Annotated in this window: 17 protein-coding genes; 8 read left to right on the plus strand and 9 right to left on the minus strand. The window is 70.4% G+C overall.

Annotated features, from left to right (window positions below):
* Window positions 1-31: 31 nt before the first annotated feature.
* Complete coding sequence (locus tag SB816_RS14310) at window positions 32-952, minus strand: helix-turn-helix transcriptional regulator (protein ID WP_410547202.1); 921 nt, start codon at window positions 950-952, stop codon at window positions 32-34.
* A gap of 211 nt (window positions 953-1,163) precedes the next feature.
* Here SB816_RS14310 and SB816_RS14315 point away from each other — a divergent pair, with 211 nt between their 5' ends.
* The 3 genes from SB816_RS14315 to SB816_RS14325 are packed head-to-tail and all read left to right on the plus strand — an operon-like array spanning window position 1,164 to window position 5,570.
* Window positions 1,164-3,227: a TonB-dependent receptor gene (locus SB816_RS14315; RefSeq protein WP_410547203.1), complete on the plus strand. Its 2,064-nt coding sequence runs from the start codon at window positions 1,164-1,166 to the stop codon at window positions 3,225-3,227.
* 22 nt (window positions 3,228-3,249) lie between these two features.
* Window positions 3,250-4,272 (plus strand): class I SAM-dependent methyltransferase, encoded by a 1,023-nt coding sequence (locus SB816_RS14320; RefSeq protein WP_144658119.1) that lies wholly within the window; start codon window positions 3,250-3,252, stop codon window positions 4,270-4,272.
* The gene (locus SB816_RS14325; RefSeq protein ID WP_410547204.1) at window positions 4,269-5,570 is read left to right on the plus strand and encodes an MFS transporter; all 1,302 of its coding nucleotides are present in this window, start codon (window positions 4,269-4,271) and stop codon (window positions 5,568-5,570) included. The genes SB816_RS14320 and SB816_RS14325 overlap by 4 nt, the downstream gene beginning before the upstream one ends.
* A 20-nt stretch (window positions 5,571-5,590) precedes the next feature.
* On the opposite strand, the gene SB816_RS14330 is transcribed toward SB816_RS14325, so the two are convergent.
* Window positions 5,591-6,430: an IclR family transcriptional regulator gene (locus tag SB816_RS14330; protein WP_054502782.1), complete on the minus strand. Its 840-nt coding sequence runs from the start codon at window positions 6,428-6,430 to the stop codon at window positions 5,591-5,593.
* A gap of 205 nt (window positions 6,431-6,635) precedes the next feature.
* Here SB816_RS14330 and SB816_RS14335 point away from each other — a divergent pair, with 205 nt between their 5' ends.
* A complete protein-coding gene (locus tag SB816_RS14335; RefSeq protein WP_410547205.1) occupies window positions 6,636-8,288 on the plus strand; it encodes a GMC family oxidoreductase in 1,653 nt (550 codons plus the stop codon).
* 67 nt (window positions 8,289-8,355) lie between these two features.
* On the plus strand, window positions 8,356-9,690 hold the full coding sequence (locus SB816_RS14340) for an MFS transporter (protein WP_144658120.1): 1,335 nt from the start codon (window positions 8,356-8,358) through the stop codon (window positions 9,688-9,690).
* A 40-nt stretch (window positions 9,691-9,730) separates the two neighbouring features.
* Here SB816_RS14340 and SB816_RS14345 read toward each other — a convergent pair whose 3' ends face one another.
* Together SB816_RS14345 and SB816_RS14350 are read right to left on the minus strand one after the other, a co-directional pair.
* Entirely contained in the window at window positions 9,731-10,741 is a 1,011-nt protein-coding gene (locus tag SB816_RS14345) for an aldo/keto reductase (protein ID WP_054502886.1), read from the minus strand.
* A 171-nt stretch (window positions 10,742-10,912) separates the two neighbouring features.
* Complete coding sequence (locus SB816_RS14350; RefSeq protein WP_175189831.1) at window positions 10,913-11,971, minus strand: serine hydrolase domain-containing protein; 1,059 nt, start codon at window positions 11,969-11,971, stop codon at window positions 10,913-10,915.
* Window positions 11,972-12,161: 190 nt separating this feature from the next.
* Here SB816_RS14350 and SB816_RS14355 point away from each other — a divergent pair, with 190 nt between their 5' ends.
* Window positions 12,162-13,181, plus strand: a complete 1,020-nt coding sequence (locus SB816_RS14355) for a tripartite tricarboxylate transporter substrate-binding protein (protein ID WP_054502786.1) — start codon at window positions 12,162-12,164, stop codon at window positions 13,179-13,181.
* A 61-nt stretch (window positions 13,182-13,242) separates the two neighbouring features.
* On the opposite strand, the gene SB816_RS14360 is transcribed toward SB816_RS14355, so the two are convergent.
* Complete coding sequence (locus SB816_RS14360) at window positions 13,243-13,803, minus strand: TetR/AcrR family transcriptional regulator (RefSeq protein WP_231132919.1); 561 nt, start codon at window positions 13,801-13,803, stop codon at window positions 13,243-13,245.
* Between the two features lie 103 nt (window positions 13,804-13,906).
* Between SB816_RS14360 and SB816_RS14365 the strand changes: the two genes are divergently transcribed.
* Both SB816_RS14365 and SB816_RS14370 read left to right on the plus strand, forming a co-directional pair.
* Window positions 13,907-14,377: a hypothetical protein gene (locus SB816_RS14365; protein ID WP_064524485.1), complete on the plus strand. Its 471-nt coding sequence runs from the start codon at window positions 13,907-13,909 to the stop codon at window positions 14,375-14,377.
* Window positions 14,378-14,491: 114 nt separating this feature from the next.
* The gene (locus SB816_RS14370) at window positions 14,492-15,013 is read left to right on the plus strand and encodes a hypothetical protein (protein WP_064524484.1); all 522 of its coding nucleotides are present in this window, start codon (window positions 14,492-14,494) and stop codon (window positions 15,011-15,013) included.
* 99 nt (window positions 15,014-15,112) lie between these two features.
* Here the strand turns inward: SB816_RS14370 and SB816_RS14375 are convergent, their stop codons facing one another.
* The 4 genes from SB816_RS14375 to SB816_RS14390 are packed head-to-tail and all read right to left on the minus strand — an operon-like array spanning window position 15,113 to window position 17,134.
* Window positions 15,113-15,439, minus strand: a complete 327-nt coding sequence (locus SB816_RS14375; protein WP_054502790.1) for a hypothetical protein — start codon at window positions 15,437-15,439, stop codon at window positions 15,113-15,115.
* Window positions 15,429-15,935, minus strand: a complete 507-nt coding sequence (locus tag SB816_RS14380; protein ID WP_054502791.1) for a DUF523 domain-containing protein — start codon at window positions 15,933-15,935, stop codon at window positions 15,429-15,431. Before SB816_RS14380 ends, SB816_RS14375 begins: the two co-directional genes overlap by 11 nt.
* A 13-nt stretch (window positions 15,936-15,948) precedes the next feature.
* A complete protein-coding gene (locus SB816_RS14385; RefSeq protein WP_410547206.1) occupies window positions 15,949-16,638 on the minus strand; it encodes a VIT family protein in 690 nt (229 codons plus the stop codon).
* 58 nt (window positions 16,639-16,696) lie between these two features.
* A complete protein-coding gene (locus SB816_RS14390; protein ID WP_175167440.1) occupies window positions 16,697-17,134 on the minus strand; it encodes a PaaI family thioesterase in 438 nt (145 codons plus the stop codon).
* Between the last annotated feature and the right edge of the window lies 1 nt (window position 17,135).

Below are 17,135 nucleotides of genomic sequence, written 5' to 3' on the forward strand. Positions count from 1 at the left end.
CCAGGGGCCAACGGCATCGTTGCGCGCCGCATCAACGCCGCTTGCCGAACACCGACTTCGGCGCGCGGCCATGGAAACGGGTAAACGCAGCGCTGAAATTGGCCGGGTGGCGGTAGCCGACCCGGTAAGCCGCCTGCGCCACCTGGCAGCCGGTCTCCAGCAACTCCCAGGCGCGGCGCATGCGCATCTCGGTCAGCAGCCGCATCGGGCTGTTGCCGTACAACGCGCGAAAGCCCTGCTTGAGCTTGAATTCATTCAACCCGGTCGCCAGGCACAGGTATTGCACCGTCAGTTCGCGATCCATCTGTTCGCGCATCAGCGCATGGGCCCGCTCCAGCCGGGCAATGTCGGCCTGGCTGAACCGGCCCGCCGCTGGCGCCGGCGCCAGCGCGCGCAACTGGCGTGACAACAGGGTCAATGCCTTGATGTGGATGTCCAGCGGGTCGCTGGCCCGCGCCAGCTCGGCCGCGACGGCGGCCAGGTCGGCGCTGGTGCGGCCCTGCGCCAGCCGCCGCAGACCGCCAGCGCCGAACAGCGCCTCGGCCTGGGCATGGCCGGCGTAGCGGCACAGCGCCGCCTCGCCCACCAGCAGGCGCAGTTGCGAGACGGTGCTGCCGCCCAGGTAGCGGCGCTCGCCCAGGTGACGGCGAAACGCCGTCACCGTGGTCTGGCCGCCGCGGAAATCCAGCTCGGCGCCGTCCGCGCCGCGATAGGCCGACGCGCCGCGCAGCGCCAGCGTGATGACCAGCGTGCGCCCGCCGTGCTCGGCAGCATTCTCCTCGATCAGGTCGCGCACGGGGGTGTATTGCGAATGCACCAGGGCCAGGCCCTCGCCCAGGTCCAGGCGGTCGGCCACGCACTCGCCCAGATCCGCCGGCAGCGCCAGCCGCGACCAGCCGGGACGGACGGCCGGACCGGGTTGGGCGAGCGTGGCGGAGATGCGCAGGGACATGGTTTCGACGGGAGGTGACGGGTGGCGGGACGGAACCGGGATGGCGCCGGGACGGGTGCCTGAAATCGGCTCAGGCGCGGCTGCGCCGGCATGCATACGAATCCATCCGGTTCGCATATGAATGCTAATGATAGGCGTTCGCATAAAGAAATACCATCTTCGGGACGGCGCCGCGCGTTCGGCCGCCGTGACTGCTTGCACAGGAATCCCGATGAATCGCCCTCTTCCCCACCCTCGCGCCGCCTGGGTTGTGCTGTGGCTTTGCGCCACGCCCGCCGCGCTGGCGCAGCCCGCCGTGCCTTCGGCGGCGCCCGCCTCCCCGCATTCTTCCGCGCCTTCCGCCGCGTCAACGCCGGTTGCCGCCGCCGCGCAACTGCCCGCCATCACCGTCACCGCCGACAAGCAGGAACGCGCCCTCGAATCGCTGCCCGGCAGCCTGTCGGTGTTCGACGGTGACATGCTCGACAGCCAGGGCGTCGTCGACCTGGAGGGCCTGCAGCGCATCACGCCCGGGCTGACGTTCCAGCCGTTCGGCCAGGCCGGCGTCAATGCGGCCGTGATGCGCGGCCTGTCGGCCAATTTCTTTTCGTTCTCGACCTCGACCCTGCTGGTGGTGGACGGCGTGCCCACGCTGATGGCGCAGGGCTTCGACGACCAGTTGCTGGACATCGACCGCGTCGAAGTGCTGCGCGGCCCGCAATCGGCGCTCTATGGCCGCAACGCGGAAGCCGGCGTCATCAACGTCCATACCCGCCAGCCGGGCGACAGCCTGCGCGGCAGCGTCTCGACCACCGTAGGCAGCCGCGACCTGCGCATGCTGCGCTTCGACCTGAGCGGGCCGATCATCGACGACACGCTCTACGCCAGCGTGGCCGGCGCCTGGCGCGGCCAGAACGGCTTCATCGACAACACCTACACGGGCCGGCGCGAGGACGACCGCGAACTGCGCAACGGCAAGCTGGCGCTGCGCTGGACGCCGTCGGCGCGCACCGACGCCACCTTGCGCTATGCGCAGATCAACTACCGCGACGGCGCCGCGCTGTGGGGCTCGCCCACGGCCTCGCGCGCCACCGTGGCGTCCGGCACGCCGAGCTGGAACCGGTCCATCGGCCGCAGCGCGTCGCTGTCGCTGCGCCACGACCTGGACGACGGCCTGCGCCTGACGTCGGTGACGGCCTGGAACGATCTGCGCGACCGCGTGCAGCAGGACACCGATTTCCAGCCCGCCGACCTGCTGCACATCGCCCGCGACCACCATTTCCGCAATCTGTCGCAGGAGCTGCGGCTGGAGGGCGCGCTCGGCCGCGCCCACTGGCTCGCGGGGCTGTACGCCGACGGCGACGACCATAACCTGCGCAACACCCAGAAGATGCCGCGCGGCCTGACCGAAAGCGTGGTGCGGCTGCGCGGCCAGTCCGGCGCCGCCTTCACCCACTGGAGCGTGCCGCTGGCCGAGCGCTGGACCCTGGAGGCCGGCGCCCGCGTCGAGCGCGACGCCGTGCGCTTCACGCCGCAAGGCGACAGCGCGCGCCGCGCCGACTGGACCCGCGTCACGCCCAAGCTGGCGCTGCAATACGCCTTCGCGCCGCGCCAGCAGGTCTATGCCTCGGTCGCGGATGGCTTTCGCGCCGGCGGCTACAACGTGTTTTCGCCAGCGGCGGACTACGCCGCCTACCAGCCGGAAACGCTGCGCGCGTACGAGATCGGCGCCAAGGGCTGGCTGCCCAGCAACCGCCTGCGCTACGCCGCCGCCTTCTACGTGATGACGGTCGACAACATGCAGGTGCAGCAGATGCCGCTGCCGGGCCTGGTGTACGTCACCAACGCCGCGTCGGCGCGTTCGATCGGGGCGGAATTCGAGCTCGAATACCTGCTGGGCCGGGGCTGGTCGTTGCAGACCGGATTGGGCCTGAACCGCACCCGCTTCAGCCACTTCCGCGACGGCGCCAACGACTACAGCGGCAACCAGAACCCGTTCGCGCCGCGCCTGAACGGCCACCTGACCGCGCGCTACGACGCCCCCGCCGGCTGGTACGCGCAGGCCTCGCTCAGCGGCACCGGCCCGGTCTACCTGGACGCCGCCAACCGCTACCGCCGCAACGGCTACGCGCTGGTCAACCTGGCCGCCGGCGTCACCGTTCGACAGGTGGAAATCGCCGCCTACGTCAACAACCTCGCCAACCGCCGCTACGACGCGGTGGGCTACCAGAACGGCATCGTCACCGTCTACAGCCCGCCGCGCGAAGTTGGCCTGCGCCTGACCTGGCGCCTTTGATCGTCAACACAAGGAACCCGCCATGCCGACTTCCCCCCTGCCCCTGCAACGCTATTGGGACCTGGCCGCCGCGCCGGTCGAAACCGCCGCGCTCGACGCCGCCCTGGAACTGGACCTGTTCGCGCACCTGGTCGCGCCGGCCAGCGCCGCGCACGTCGCGCAGGCGCTGGCGCTGCGCCCCGCCGCCGCCGAGCACCTGCTGGACCTGCTGTGGAGCCTGCGCCTGCTGCACCGCATCGCCGGCGAGCCGCCGCTCTACCGCTGCGGGGTCACCGCGCGCGACCACTTCGTGGCGGGACGGCCCCACTACTGCGGCGACGCCTGGCGCTACCGGCGCCGCGCGCTGGCGCAGTCCGGCGAGCAGTTGATGCAACGGTTGCGCCAGGATCCCGCCGCAACACCCGCCGCCCCGTCCGAGGCCGGCGCCTGGGCCAACGCGGCGCGCGTGCAGATCGGCCAGGAGCAACGCGCCCTGGCCGTGGCGGCGGCGCGCGAGGCGGTCGCCTGCGTGCCCGGCGCCGACGCGGCGCGCCGCATCCTCGACCTGGGCGGCGGTCCGGGCCTCATCGGCATCGCGCTGGTGCAGGACCGCCCGCAGGCCAGCGGCGTGGTGTTCGACTGGCCCGAGACCGCCGCCGTGGCGCGCGAGAACATCGCCGCCGCCGGGCTGGCGGCGCGCATGGTGGCGGTGGGCGGCGACCTGGCCACGGCCGATATCGGCGCCGGCTACGACCTGATCTGGTGCTCGTCGGTGCTGCATTTCGTGCCCGACGCCGCCGCCACGATCCGCAAGATGCACGACGCCCTAGCACCGGGCGGGCTGCTGGTGATGGCGCATGCCGAGGTCCCGGACGACGCCGACGCCGCCGCGCGCGTGTTGCGCTATTACCTGCCGATGCTGCTGCTGGGGCGGCGCGTGACGCGCCAGGGCCAGTTGGCGCAAGCGCTGCGCGCCGCCGGCTTCGCCGACGTGCGCGGCTTCGATTCCGACCGCTTTCCGCTGGCGCCGCTGCATGTGCTGTCGGCGCGCCGGACCGCGCCATGACGCCGCGCCTGCGCCACGGCCTGGCCCAGGCCCTGTTCGGCTGGCTCAACCTGGCGCTGACCGCGCCGGGCGTCTATCTGTGGCTGGGCCTGCCGCTGGTGCTGCGCCAGCACGGCTGGTCCGGCACCGCCCTAGGCCTGTTCCAACTGGCCAGCCTGCCGACGGTGTTCAAGTTCCTGCTGGCGATGCCGCTGGACCGGCGCGGCGCGGGCCAGTGCGGCTACCGGCGCTGGACGGTGGCGCTGCTGCTGGCCTACGCCGCCGTGCTGCTGGCGCTGGGCTGGCGCGACCTGCTGAATGACGGCGTCACGCTGTTCGCGCTGGCGGCCGCCGCCGCGCTCGCCGGCACCTGGGCCGACGTGCCCGTCAACGCGCTGGCGATCCGCGTGCTGCCTGCGGCCGGCCGCGCCTCGGCGGGCGGCATCCGCTCGATGGCGCTGTGCCTGGGCGCCATCGCCGGCGGCGGCCTGATGCTGCTGGCGCAGGCGCGCTGGGGCTGGCAGGCGCCGTTCCTGATCATGGCGGGCGCGCTGGCGCTGGGCGCGGCGCTGACCCTGCTGCTGCGGGAGAGCATGGATGCCGGGCGAGCCGACGACGGCGCGATTGCCTCGCGCGACGAACACCTCAACACGAACGACGCGGCGACACTGGATGACACAAAGGGGCAACCCCGCTCGCCTCCGCAAGCCGCCGACACCACCTCGACCACGCGCCACGCCATCGCTTACCTGCGCCTGCCCGCCAGCCGCCGCTGGCTGCCGCTGCTGGCCCTGCTGTTCCCCTTCATCGGCGCCGGCTGGTTCTATCTGAAGCCGCTGCTGCTGGACCAGGGGCTGGCGCCGCAACGCGTGGCGTGGCTGGTCGGCGTCGCGGGCGGCGCGGTGGGCGCCGTGGCCAGCATCGCGGGCGCGCGGCTGCTCAAGCGCCTGCGCGCGGGCCGCGCGGTGCGGCTGCATGCCGGCGCCGGGGCCGCCGCGTTGCTGGCGTTGACGCTGGCAATCGGCCTGAACGCGGCACCGGCCGTGCTGGCGGCCTGCGCCATGATGGTGGCCGCGGCCATGGGCGCCACCGCCGCCCTGGCGTTCGGCCTGATGATGTCGCATGCCAGGCCGGGCCTGCAGGCGCTGGACTACGGCATCCAGTCCAGCGTGTTCGCACTGACGCGCATCGCCGCGCCGCTGGCGGCCGGGATCCTGCTCGACATGGCCGGACCGGTCGCGATGCTGGCGGCGCTGACGACAGGCGCGGCGGCGGTGCTGGCGCTGGCTTGGCGGCGGGCGGCCGCGCTGCCGGGCTAGGGGTTCGCGGCGCGGCGCCCTCAACCGCCCGGCCGGTGCCCCGCCAGCACCGCGCTCATGGACTGCGCCGCGCCCTGCAAGACCGGCACCGCGCGCAGCAGGTCGTCGAGCATCAGCCGCGCGGTGGGCGCATGGCACGCCACCGCCGCCACCACGCGGTCCTGCGCGTCGCGCACCGGCACCGCCACCGCGCTCATGCCGCGCACGAACTCCTCGTTGTCGATGCCGATGCCGCGCGCGGCCAACCGTTCCAGTTCGTCTTCCAGCCGCGCCGGATCGGTCAGCGTGCGCGGCGTGTTGCGCGTCAGCGGCAGGCGCGCCAGCACCCGGCCGCGTTCGAGCCGGTTCATCGACGCCAGGAACAGCTTGCCGCTGGCGGTGCAATGCATCGGCACGTGGCTGCCGACCGCGAAGAACAGGCGCAGCGGTTCGGTGGTCTCGACCCGCTCCATGTAGATCACCTGGTCGCCGTCGGGCGCGGTGAGATTGCAGGTTTCACCCAGCTTGCCGACCAGTTGCGCCAGCACCGCGCGGCAGGCGCGCGTGAAGGCCGAGGCGTGCAGCGTCGCCAGCGCCAGCGCGGTGGCCTGCGGCCCCGGCACGAAGCCGTTTTCAGTGGGCGTGGCGGCGACAAAACCGGCGCGCTGCATGGCCGCCAGCAAACGCATCAAGGTGGACTTGGGCATGTCCAGGCGCTGCGCCAGTTGCGCCAGCGTGGGCGGATGCTGGGCGCGGGCCAGGTAGTCCAGCACCAGCAGCGCGCGCAGCGAACGCGAGGCATCCTGCGGCTCGTCGGCGTCGTGCCTCCGCGCCGATGCTGCACTGCGATTTTGAAACCGAAGATCCATGTTCTGTGCCATTTCGCCGTTCCCGCGCTTGCCGCGCTTTCTTTCCCGTGGCGGCTTCCTAGAATCGCCACAGATACGGAACCTTTGCGCGTCGCCGCGCCCCCCTCGCATCAGGCCAGTATATAAGTGCGCGGCGATGCGGCAAGCAGGGTAAACGCGCCGTCCGGACGAGGGACTCCCCGCGTCACGGCACGGCCAGGCCAAGGAGGAAACAGACATGTCCGATGCCGTGGACTACATCGTGGTGGGGGCCGGTTCCGCCGGCTGCGTGCTGGCGAACCGCTTGAGCGCCAATGGCCAGCACAGCGTGTGCCTGCTGGAGGCGGGACCGCCGGACCGCTCGCCGTGGATCCACATCCCCATCGGCTACGGCAAGACCATGTTTCACAAGGTGCTGAACTGGGGCTACTACACCGAGCCCGACCCCAACATGCTGGACCGCCGCATCTACTGGCCGCGCGGCCGCACGCTGGGCGGTTCCAGCGCCATCAACGGCCTGATCTACATCCGCGGCCAGCGCCAGGACTACGATGCCTGGGTCGCCGCCGGCAACCCGGCCTGGAGCTGGGAGGAATGCCTACCCTACTTCCGCAAGCTCGAGAACAACGACCTCGGCCCGGGCGCCACGCGCGGCACCGAAGGCCCCCTGAACGCCACCTCCATCAAGACGCCGCACCCGCTGGTCGAAGGCCTGATCGGCGCGGCGCGCGCGCTCGGCCTGCCACACGTGACCGACTTCAACAACGGCGACCAGGAAGGAGTGGGCTACTACCAGCTCACCACCCGCAATGGCCGCCGTTGCTCCACCGCGGTGGCCTATCTGCGCCCGGCGCGCGGCCGCGCCAACCTGCGTGTCGAGACCGGCGCGCACACGATGGCGGTGCTGTTCGAGGGCAGCCGCGCCTGCGGCGTGCGCTACCGCCAGGACGGCCAGGTGCGCACGCTGCGCGCCCGCCGCGAGGTGATCCTGTGCGCCGGCGCGCTGCAATCGCCGCAACTGCTGCAACTGTCGGGCGTAGGGCCGGCCGCGTTGCTGCGCCGCTTCGGCATCGGCGTGGTGCGCGACCTGCCCGGCGTGGGCGAGAACCTGCAGGACCACCTGCAGATCCGCCTCATCTACGAGACGCGCCGCCCCATCACCACCAACGACCAACTGCGCACGCTGCACGGCCGCGCCGCGATGGGGCTGCAATGGCTGCTGTTCCGCGGCGGGCCGCTGGCGGTGGGCATCAACCAGGGCGGCCTGTTCTGCCGCGTCGATCCGGCCAGCGCCACGCCCGACACCCAGTTCCATTTCGCCACGCTGTCGGCCGACATGGCCGGCGGCAAGGTGCATCCGTTCTCAGGCTGCACCTATTCGGTGTGCCAATTGCGGCCGTCCTCGCGCGGCACGGTGCGGCTGCGCAGTGCCGATCCGTTCGAGGCGCCCGCCATGCAGCCCAACTACCTGTCCACCGAGCTGGACCGGCGCATGACGGTGGCGGCGGTCAAGTACGCGCGCCGGCTGGCCGCCACCGAACCGCTGGCCGGCCTGATGAAGCGCGAATTCCGGCCCGGGCCCGAGGTGCGGAGCGACGACGAGATCCTGCACTTCTGCCGCGAGTACGGCGCCACCATCTTCCACCCGTCGGGCACCGCAAAAATGGGGCCGCGCGAGGACCCCATGGCCGTGGTCGACGAGCGCCTGCGGGTGCACGGCGTGAGCGGGCTGCGGGTGGTGGATTGCTCCATCATGCCGACGCTGGTCTCGGGCAACACCAACGTGCCGGTGGTGATGCTGGCCGAGCGCGCGGCCGACTTCATCCTGCAGGACCTGCACGCGGCGCGGCCGCGCGCGCAGGCGCAACCGGCATTGCAACAGGCGGCATGACATGAGCTGACCGCAACCCGCGGAGCGGCGCCGCAGAGCGCCGCCCGCTTCCCCAAAGGAGACAGGCATGGCCAAGCAGAACGAAACCGCGGTGAGAAAAGTCGTCGCCGCGTCGCTGATCGGCGCCACCATCGAGTGGTACGACTTCTTCCTGTACGGCGTAGTCGCCGGCATCGTGTTCAACAAGCTGTACTTCCCCACCGGCGACCCGCTCATCTCGACCATGCTGGCCTACACCACCTTTGCGGTGGGCTTCATCACCCGGCCGCTGGGCGGGCTGGTGTTCGGGCATTTCGGCGACCGCATCGGCCGAAAGAGCATGCTGGTGGTGACGCTGATGATCATGGGCGTGTCGACCTTCCTGATCGGCCTGGTGCCCACCTATGACAGCATCGGCCTCTGGGCGCCGATCCTGCTGCTGCTGTTGCGCGTGTTCCAGGGCATCGGGCTGGGCGGCGAATGGGGCGGCGCGGTGCTGATGGCCTACGAATACGCCCCGCCCGACAAGAAGGGCTTCTATGCGTCGCTGCCGCAGATCGGCCTGGCGATCGGCCTGTGCCTGGCGTCCGGCACGGTGGCGCTGCTGTCGACGTTGCTGACCGACGCGCAGTTCATGGCCTGGGGCTGGCGCCTGGCATTCCTGGCGTCGGCCGCGATGGTCGGGGTCGGCATGTACATCCGCCTGAACATCAAGGAAACGCCCGAGTTCACCGCGGTCAAGCGCGACAACGCCGAAAGCCGCATTCCGTTCATGGACATGATCCGCCGCTATCCCGGCAACGTCGCCAAGGGCATGGGCGCGCGCTACATCGACGGCGTGTTCTTCAACGTTTTCGGCGTGTTCTCGATCTCGTACCTGACCCAGACATTGCAGATCACGCGCACGGAAGCGCTGACCGGGGTGATGGCGGCGGCGCTGGTGATGTGCTTCACCATCCCCTACTTCGGCCGGCTGTCCGACCGCATCGGGCGCACGCGGGTGTATTTCTGGGGCTCGCTGGTCACGGCGGTGGCCGCCTTCCCCGGCTTCTGGCTGATGCTCAACAGCCAGGGCAGCGTGATGCTGGTGTGGCTGGCCATCATCATTCCGTTCGGCATCTTCTACGCCGCCGTCTACGGGCCGGAGGCCGCGCTGTTCTGCGAGCTGTTCGACGCCAAGGTGCGCTACACCGGCATCTCGTTCGTCTACCAGTTCTCGGGCATCTTCGCCTCGGGCATCACGCCGATCATCGCCACCGCGCTGCTCAAGACCGGCAATGGCCAGCCGTGGCTGATCTGCCTGTACGTGCTGTTCTCGGGCGTGGTGTCGGCGTTGTGCGCCTGGCTGATCGGGCGCGGCGGGCGCACCGCGGCGCAGGACGGGCTGGCCCCGCCGGCCAGCGCGACCCTGCGCAAGGCCTAACCGGCGCGCGGGCGGCGCCACGCGCCGCCCCTGCCCGCCGTCAGGCCACTGTGACCGGACGGCCGTGGAACGGATAGTTGGGATCGTTGTAGCCGTGGGTCGAGGCGTGGCCCGGCGTGACCCAGCTATCCACCAGCGCCTCGTCCTCGGGCGTGATGGTGACGTCCAGCGCGGCGTAGTAATCGTCCATTTGCGCCAGCGTGCGCGGGCCGGCGATGACGCCGGTGACGATCGGATTGGCCAGCACCCAGGCGGTGGCGAAATGGCCCGGCTGCACGCCGCGGGTAGCGCTGTGCTCGACCAGCCGCTGCGCGATCCGCAACGACTCTTCCCGGAACTCGGTGGCCAGGATGCGGCGGTCGCCGCGCCCGGCGCGGGTGTCGGCGGCCGGCGCCTGGCCCGGCAGGTACTTGCCGGTGAGCACGCCGCGCGCGATCGGGCTGTACGGCACCACGCCCAGGCCGTAGTGCTGGCAGGCCGGCAGGATCTCGACCTCGGGGCCGCGATTGAGCATGTTGTAGTACGGCTGGCACACCACCGGCTGCGGCACGCCCAGTTTTTCGCACAGGCGCAGGGTTTCGGCGATGCGCCAGCCGCGGAAGTTCGACAGCCCGAAGCTGCGCAGCTTGCCGGCGCGGATCAGGTCGCCCAGCGCCCACAGCGCTTCTTCCAGGTTTTCCTCGTGGTAGTCGCGGTGCAGGTACAGGATGTCCAGGAAATCCGTGCCCAGCCGCGCCAGGCTCTGCTCCACGCCGCGGATCAGCCACTGGCGCGAATAGTGCGACTGGTTCGGGCCCTTGCCCACCACGTTGCCGATCTTGCTGGCCAGCACCCAGTCGTGGCGCTGCCCTTGCAGCAGCTTGCCCACCACTTGCTCGGAACGGCCGTCGTTGTAGACGTCGGCGGTGTCGATGAAATTCAGGCCGTGGTCGCGCGCGGAAGCGACGATGCGCGCGGCCTCGTCATCGGGCGTCTGCTCGCCGAACATCATGGTGCCCAGGCACAGGGGCGATACGCGAAGGTTGCTTGATCCGAGACGGCGGTAGTTCATGGCGAAATCCTTGGTCGGCGCGCGGGGTGCGCGGGGGAAGCGAAACAGGAAGCGGTGCGGCGCGCCCGGGGCGCGGCGGGGCAAAGGGTCATGTTGCCAGAAGCCGGCCGGCATGCCGCTGAAAATCCCTGCCCCGGGCAGGGACTCCACCGGCGACGCGCCGGCGGCGTGTCAGGCCGGCTGGGCGTCCACCGCCGCCAGGATCCTGCCGAACAGCGCGTCCGCGTGCGCCGAATCGAGCCAGCGCACGATCGCCACCAGTTTGCGTTCGGGCTCGACCCAGGTGAACGAACTGCCCGCGCCCACGCCGAAGAAACTGGACGCTGGCACGCTCGGAAACACGCGGCCCTCGTGGTTCAGCCAGATGAGGTAGCCATAGTACGGCGCGATCGCGCAGGGCTGGCGCATGGCGTCGATCCATTCCGGCGACAGCACCTGGCGGCCGTCGGCCGCGCGGCCCTGGTTCAGCAGCATCTGGCCGATCAGCGCCTGGTCGCGGGCGCTGATCGACATGCCGCCGCCCCAGTGCGAGCCGCCCGGCACCGACGGCATGCGCTGGCCGTCGATCTCGACCCAGGCGTTGTCGTAGCCGACCCACTGCCAGTTCTCGCTGGCGCCCAGCGGCCGCGTGACGGCCTCGCGGAACACCTCGGGCAAGGGCCTGCGGAACAAGTGCAGCAGCGCATACGACAGTTGGTTGATGCGCACGTCGTTGTATTCCCAGTACGTGCCCGGCGCCTGCAAGGGACGGGCCTCGCCCTTTTTGCCGTCGGGCGGCACGCCGAAGGTGACGGCGCGATAGCGGTCGGCCTGGTCGGAGACGCCGAAGCGCTCGCCTTCCCATTCGCTGGTCTGCTGCAGCAGATGGCGCCAGGTGATGTCGGCGTTGCGTCCATGATCGAAGCCGATGCCGGGCACGCGCTTGCCCACCGGCTCGTCGACGTCCGGCAGCAGGCCGCGGTCGTGCGCCAACCCGGCCAGGATCGCCAGGTACAGCTTGGCCACGCTGAAGGTCAGGTCGGCGCGGTCGGGATCGCCCCACGCGGCGATCTCGCGGCCCTCGCGCAGCACCACGCCCGACACCGGGCCCCGGTCGTGCAGCGGGCCCAGCAGGCGGTTCCAGGGCGGCGGATCGTTCTGGTGCACGCCGAAGACCCCGTTGACGCTGCGGTCCCAGGCGGTTTCGTGGTCGTTGGCGAACTGGATCGCCTGCTGCATGAGCGCGTTCATTGTTTTCCCTTGTGTCGTCGTCGGGTGTTGGCTGATGGCGCTAGCGAGTATATCCACCCGGCCGCGCCGCAGCGCCCGTCCGCGCGTTATGGCCACGGGCAATAAGCAACTCGGGAATCAATCGTTGGCGCGCGCCGCCGCGAACGGTAGAGTCCAACGCCCCGCATCCCTCGATGACATTTTCCGCCTCATGCCTGATCGCTTCATCTCTATCGCCGAGCGCGCCGCCCGCGCGACCTTGCCGGCCCTGCGCGGCGCCCGTGTCCGTCTCGGCGCCGCCTTGCTGGCGCTGGCCGCCTGCAGCGGCGCCGCGCACGCCGAATCGCGCGTCGTGCGCATCGTCGTGCCGTACGGCACCGGCGCGGTGCAGGACACCATCGCCCGCGCCATCAGCGACGAACTCGGCCGCGCCCTGGATGCGTCCATCGTGGTCGAGAACCGCGCCGGCGCCGGTGGCACCGTCGGCACCGCGCAAGTGGCGCGCGCGGCTCCCGACGGCAACACGCTGGTGCTGGCCGCCGCCAGCCACCACATCGCCGGCTACCTGTACAAGAACCTGAGCTACGACCCCTACAAGGATTTCACCGGCGTCGCCTACCTGGGCAACACCGGCTACATCCTGCTGGCGTCCTCGACGCTGAAGGTGGCCAACACCGCCGAATTCATCCAGGCCGTCAAGGCCAAGCCCGACGCCTACGACTACGCCTCGGCCGGCAACGGCAGCGCCTCGCACCTGGGCATGGCCTCGCTGCTGGCCGCCGCCGGCGCGCGGATGCAGCACATCCCGATGAAGTCCACCGGCGACGCCGTGACCGAGCTGCTGGCCGGCCGGGTGCAGGCCGTCACCGCCGCCACCATCGGCGTCACCGGCTACCGCAACGATCCGCGCGTGACCTTCCTGGCTTACACCGGCAAGCAGCGCTCGCGCTTCGCCCCCGACCTGCCGACCGTGGCCGAGAGCGGCCTGCCCGGGTTTGCCTTCGATTCGTGGCTCGGATTGCTGGCGCCGGCGGGCATCGCCCCGGCCGAACGCGACCGCATCAACGCCGCCGTCAACCAGGCGCTGTCCGATCCCAAAGTACAGGCGCGCCTGGCGGCGCTGGGCGTCGAAGCCGAAGCCAAATCGCCCGCGCAATTCCAGCAGTTGCTGAAAGCGGACTGGGAGGCCACAGGCGGCCTGGTAGCCGCCTCCGGCGCCCGCGTCGAATAGGCGGAACGAAAGATGTTCCCGGCAGGCCGCCGGCAGCGGCCGCTCGGCCGGGATACGCCGGCTAGCGCTGGCGCACGCCTTCCAGGAACATATCCGTGATGAAATCGGCCAGCGCCTCGCGCTCTTCGGCATTGGGCTCGCGGCGCGTGAAGCGCTCGATCACCCCCATGAACGCGTGCGACAGCCATTCCGGCGGAATGTCCTTGCGGAACACGCCCGCGCGCTGGTCGATGCGCACGTTCTCGGAAATCATCTCGACCAGCTCGTCCTTGAGCGCCTCGGCCGCATCGACCTGGAAAAAACCGATGCGCGTCAGGTTGGGATCCTCTTGCAGGATCGCCAGCCAATTGCTGACGCCGCGGCGCACCCGCACCTCGACCGGCAGGTCCTGGTCGTCGGACAGCCGCGCCTGGCAGACCTCCTGCCGCAACCGCTGCGCGAACATGCCCACGAGCTCATCGTACGCCGCCTGCTTGCTGGCGAAATACTGGTAAAAAACGGGTTGCGTCACCCCCGCGCGGGCAACAATATCGCTGATCCGGGTGTGCTGGAAACCGCGCTCGGCGAACTCCGCCGCCGCCACTTCCAGCAGTTGCAACCGGGTGCGCTCACCTTTCGTCAAACGCTTTTCTTGCGGTACAGATGGGGGTATTGCCGTCGTCATCGCGTGAAAATACTCTCATTCCGGCTTTTTTGCCATACATTCCTGCATACATAGGATCCTGATGCGCCGACTATCGCGCCCGCTGCACGCTTTCTGCGCCGCCGTGCTCCTGCCGGCCCTGGCGGGCTGTGTACCTTACCCCACTTACAAGACCCTGCAGCCGCGTGCGGCCATCGCTGTGCAGGACGAAGCCGGGCAACCACTGGCCGGCGCCCGCGTGGTGCTGATCGCCGGCGCCTACCCCTATGGCTACGACCGATACCGAGTCGAACAGCGCACCGGCGCCGACGGCCGAGCGGACTTCGATGCGCGCCATGAATGGCGGGTGGAGGTGCTGGCGATCCATGGCTCGGAACAGTTCTTCTGGAACTGGTGCGTCGAAAAGGCCGGCTACGAGACTTACGCCACCCACGACCGCAATGCCGAGGCCTTCGACGCCAAGGCGGTCGTCCGGCTCAAGGCCGGTGTGTCGCAAACCTGCGACAACCCCAATGGTTCGCCGTTCATGCGCGAGACCCGCACAAGCCCCTGAAATCACTTGAAATCTTCGTAATTCTTGACACAACTATTGCGTCGCCTCGGCGTTACAGTACGGTATCGTCGGCCGCCGCAGCACGTGGACGTCCGACGGCTCAGGAGCAAGATCATGAAGCGGTTTACAGGTCGTATGGTCGGCGTCGCGCTGGCATTGGCCTTGGCAAGTTCCCCCGCGCTGGCGGGCGGGTATCGTGGCGGCTATCACCATCACCACGGCGGTGGCGGCGGCAACGGCTGGTGGATTGGTGGCGCGTTTGCGCTCGCGGCCACCGGGCTGATCCTGGCGGCCAATAACTCCGGACCGAGCTACGTACAGACCGGCGTCTACGCCCCGGGCGTGGCCTACTACCCGCCCCCGGTGTACACGGCGCCCGTGTACGAGGCGCCGCCTGTCTATGAAGCGCCGCCCGTCTACCAGGCCCCGGCACAATACGCTCCGGTGCAGTACGAACCGGCCCCTCCGGTCAACCGGGCGCAGGCCAGCGCCTCGGCCGACTGCCAGCGCTGGGCCATGAACCAGAGCGGCTACGACCCGGCAACCATTTCGCAATGGACCACCCAGGTCATGGTGGACACCTACAACCGCGCGCTGGATTCCTGCATGAACAGCCGCGGTTACCGGGCCAACTGACGACCATCGCGCCCACGGCGCGTCAGCCAGGGAGGAGCCCCGCCAGGGCCTCCTCCCTGTTGTTTTCACGGCCGTTGACGCCCGCGTGCATGGCGCCCCTCAACCGCGCCCGCCGCCCCATCCGCGCCAGGCGAAAAACGCCCCGGCCAACAGGGCCAGCGCGGCCGGCAGCACCCAGACGAAGCCGCTGTCGGTGTAGACAACCCCATCGACCGGATCGTAGTAGCGGCCCAGCTCGTTGAAATCCCACTTCAGGTACTGCGCGTACCAGAGCCAGAAGAAGAACGCCGACAGCGCCAACGACACCACCGCCCCGGCCCGCGCCAGCAGGCGCCCGCGGCCGGTGCCCGCGATCAGCCGCCAGGCCGACAGTACGCCGGCCGCCACGGCTACCAGGACCAGCCAGTCGCCGACGTTAAAGCCCATGCCCCGCCTCCAGGCGCGCCAGGCAGGCAGCGGCGTCCGCCCATTGCCCTTCGCTGAACACGCGCACCCCGGCATCGGCCAGCAATTGCGCGGTCACGCCCACGCCCGGCCGCCGCTGCCCCGAAAAGCTGCCGTCGTAGACATACCCGCTGCCGCAGGACGGACTGCCCTCCTTGAGCACCGCAATGCGGATGCCGCGCTCGCGCGCAGCGGCCAGCGCCAGGTGCGCGCCGCGCAGGAACGGCACGGTGGCATCCTCGCCCGACACCGCCATCACGCGGGCGCGGCCGCCCAGCACGTCAGCGGCATTGGCGCCCGGCTCGATCTCGGCGGGCGGGCGCGGAATCGGCATGCCACCCGCCACCTCCGGACAGACTGGCACGACCCGGCCTTCATCGAGCCAGCGCGCCAGGATCGCGTGGCCTCGCGGCGCCGAGCGGCCGTCGTAGCGCACGGGGTGGCCCAACAGACAGGCGCTGACCAGGACGTATTGCATGAGCGGGAAACCCCTAGACCACGGTGCCGAACAAGGCGCCGACGCCAGCCGTCACCGCCATCGCCAGCGCGCCCAATATCGTCACCCGCACCGCCGCCGGCCCCTTGGGCGCGCCCCCGGCGCCAGCCGCCAGGGCCCCCAGACAGGCCAGACAGGCCACGGACGCGCCGATCACCCAGCCGATAAGCTGCGGCAACGGCACCACCGCGGCCACCGCAAGCGGCAACGCGGCGCCGCCGGCGAACGAGGCGGCCGAGGCCACCGCCGCCTGCACCGGCCGGGCGCGATTGTGGATCGAGATGCCGAGTTCGTCGCGCGCATGCGCGTCAAGCGCGTCGTGGCGCGTCAGTTGCCGCGCGACCTGCTCGGCCAGGTCCCGCGACAGCCCGCGGCCGACGTAGATCTCGACCAGTTCCTCGAGCTCTTCGCCCGAGTTGCGCCTGAGCGAACGCTGCTCCATGCGCAGGTCGGCGGCCTCGATATCGGATTGCGACCGCACCGAGACGTATTCACCCGCCGCCATCGACAGCGCCCCGGCCACCAGGCCGGCCAGGCCCGAGGTCAGCACCGCCTCGTGCGAGGCCTGGGCGGCCGCGACGCCGGTGATGAGGCTCGCGGTGGAGACGATGCCGTCGTTGGCGCCGAGCACCGCGGCGCGCAGCCAGTTGCTGCGGAAAATCCGGTGATGTTCTTTGGAAGGCATTGCCGTGGACCCGTTCAAGGCGCGACAAGGCTGGCGGCGGACGGCCGCCGCCAGCGGCTCAACGCGGCGTCACGCGCACCGCGGTGAGCAAGCCTATCACGCAAAGCGTGGCCTGTTCGCCCTCGTAGGCATGCACTTCGACCTGGCAGATCGACAGGCGCTTGCCCGGCTTGACCACGCGGCCGCTGGCCACGTAGCGCTCGCCCTTGGCGGGCGCCAGGAAGTTCATCTTGAACTCCGAGGTCAACACGTCCTCGCCCGGGTGGAACAGGCTGAAGGCGGCATAGCCGCCGGCCGAATCGGCGATGGTGGTGGAGATGCCGGCGTGCAGGAAACCGTTCTGCTGGCACAGATCGGCGCGGTACGGCAGCACGATGTCCACCCTGCCCGGCTCGACCACGTCCAGGCTCGCGCCGAGCAGCCGCATGATGCTCTGCCGCTCGAAGCTCGCCTGGACCCGCCCGGCCGGATCGGCGCAAGTGGCGGGCGCGGCCATG

The sequence above is a fragment of the Achromobacter sp. SIMBA_011 genome (genome assembly GCF_046535435.1).
Lineage (GTDB): Bacteria > Pseudomonadota > Gammaproteobacteria > Burkholderiales > Burkholderiaceae_B > Achromobacter > Achromobacter dolens.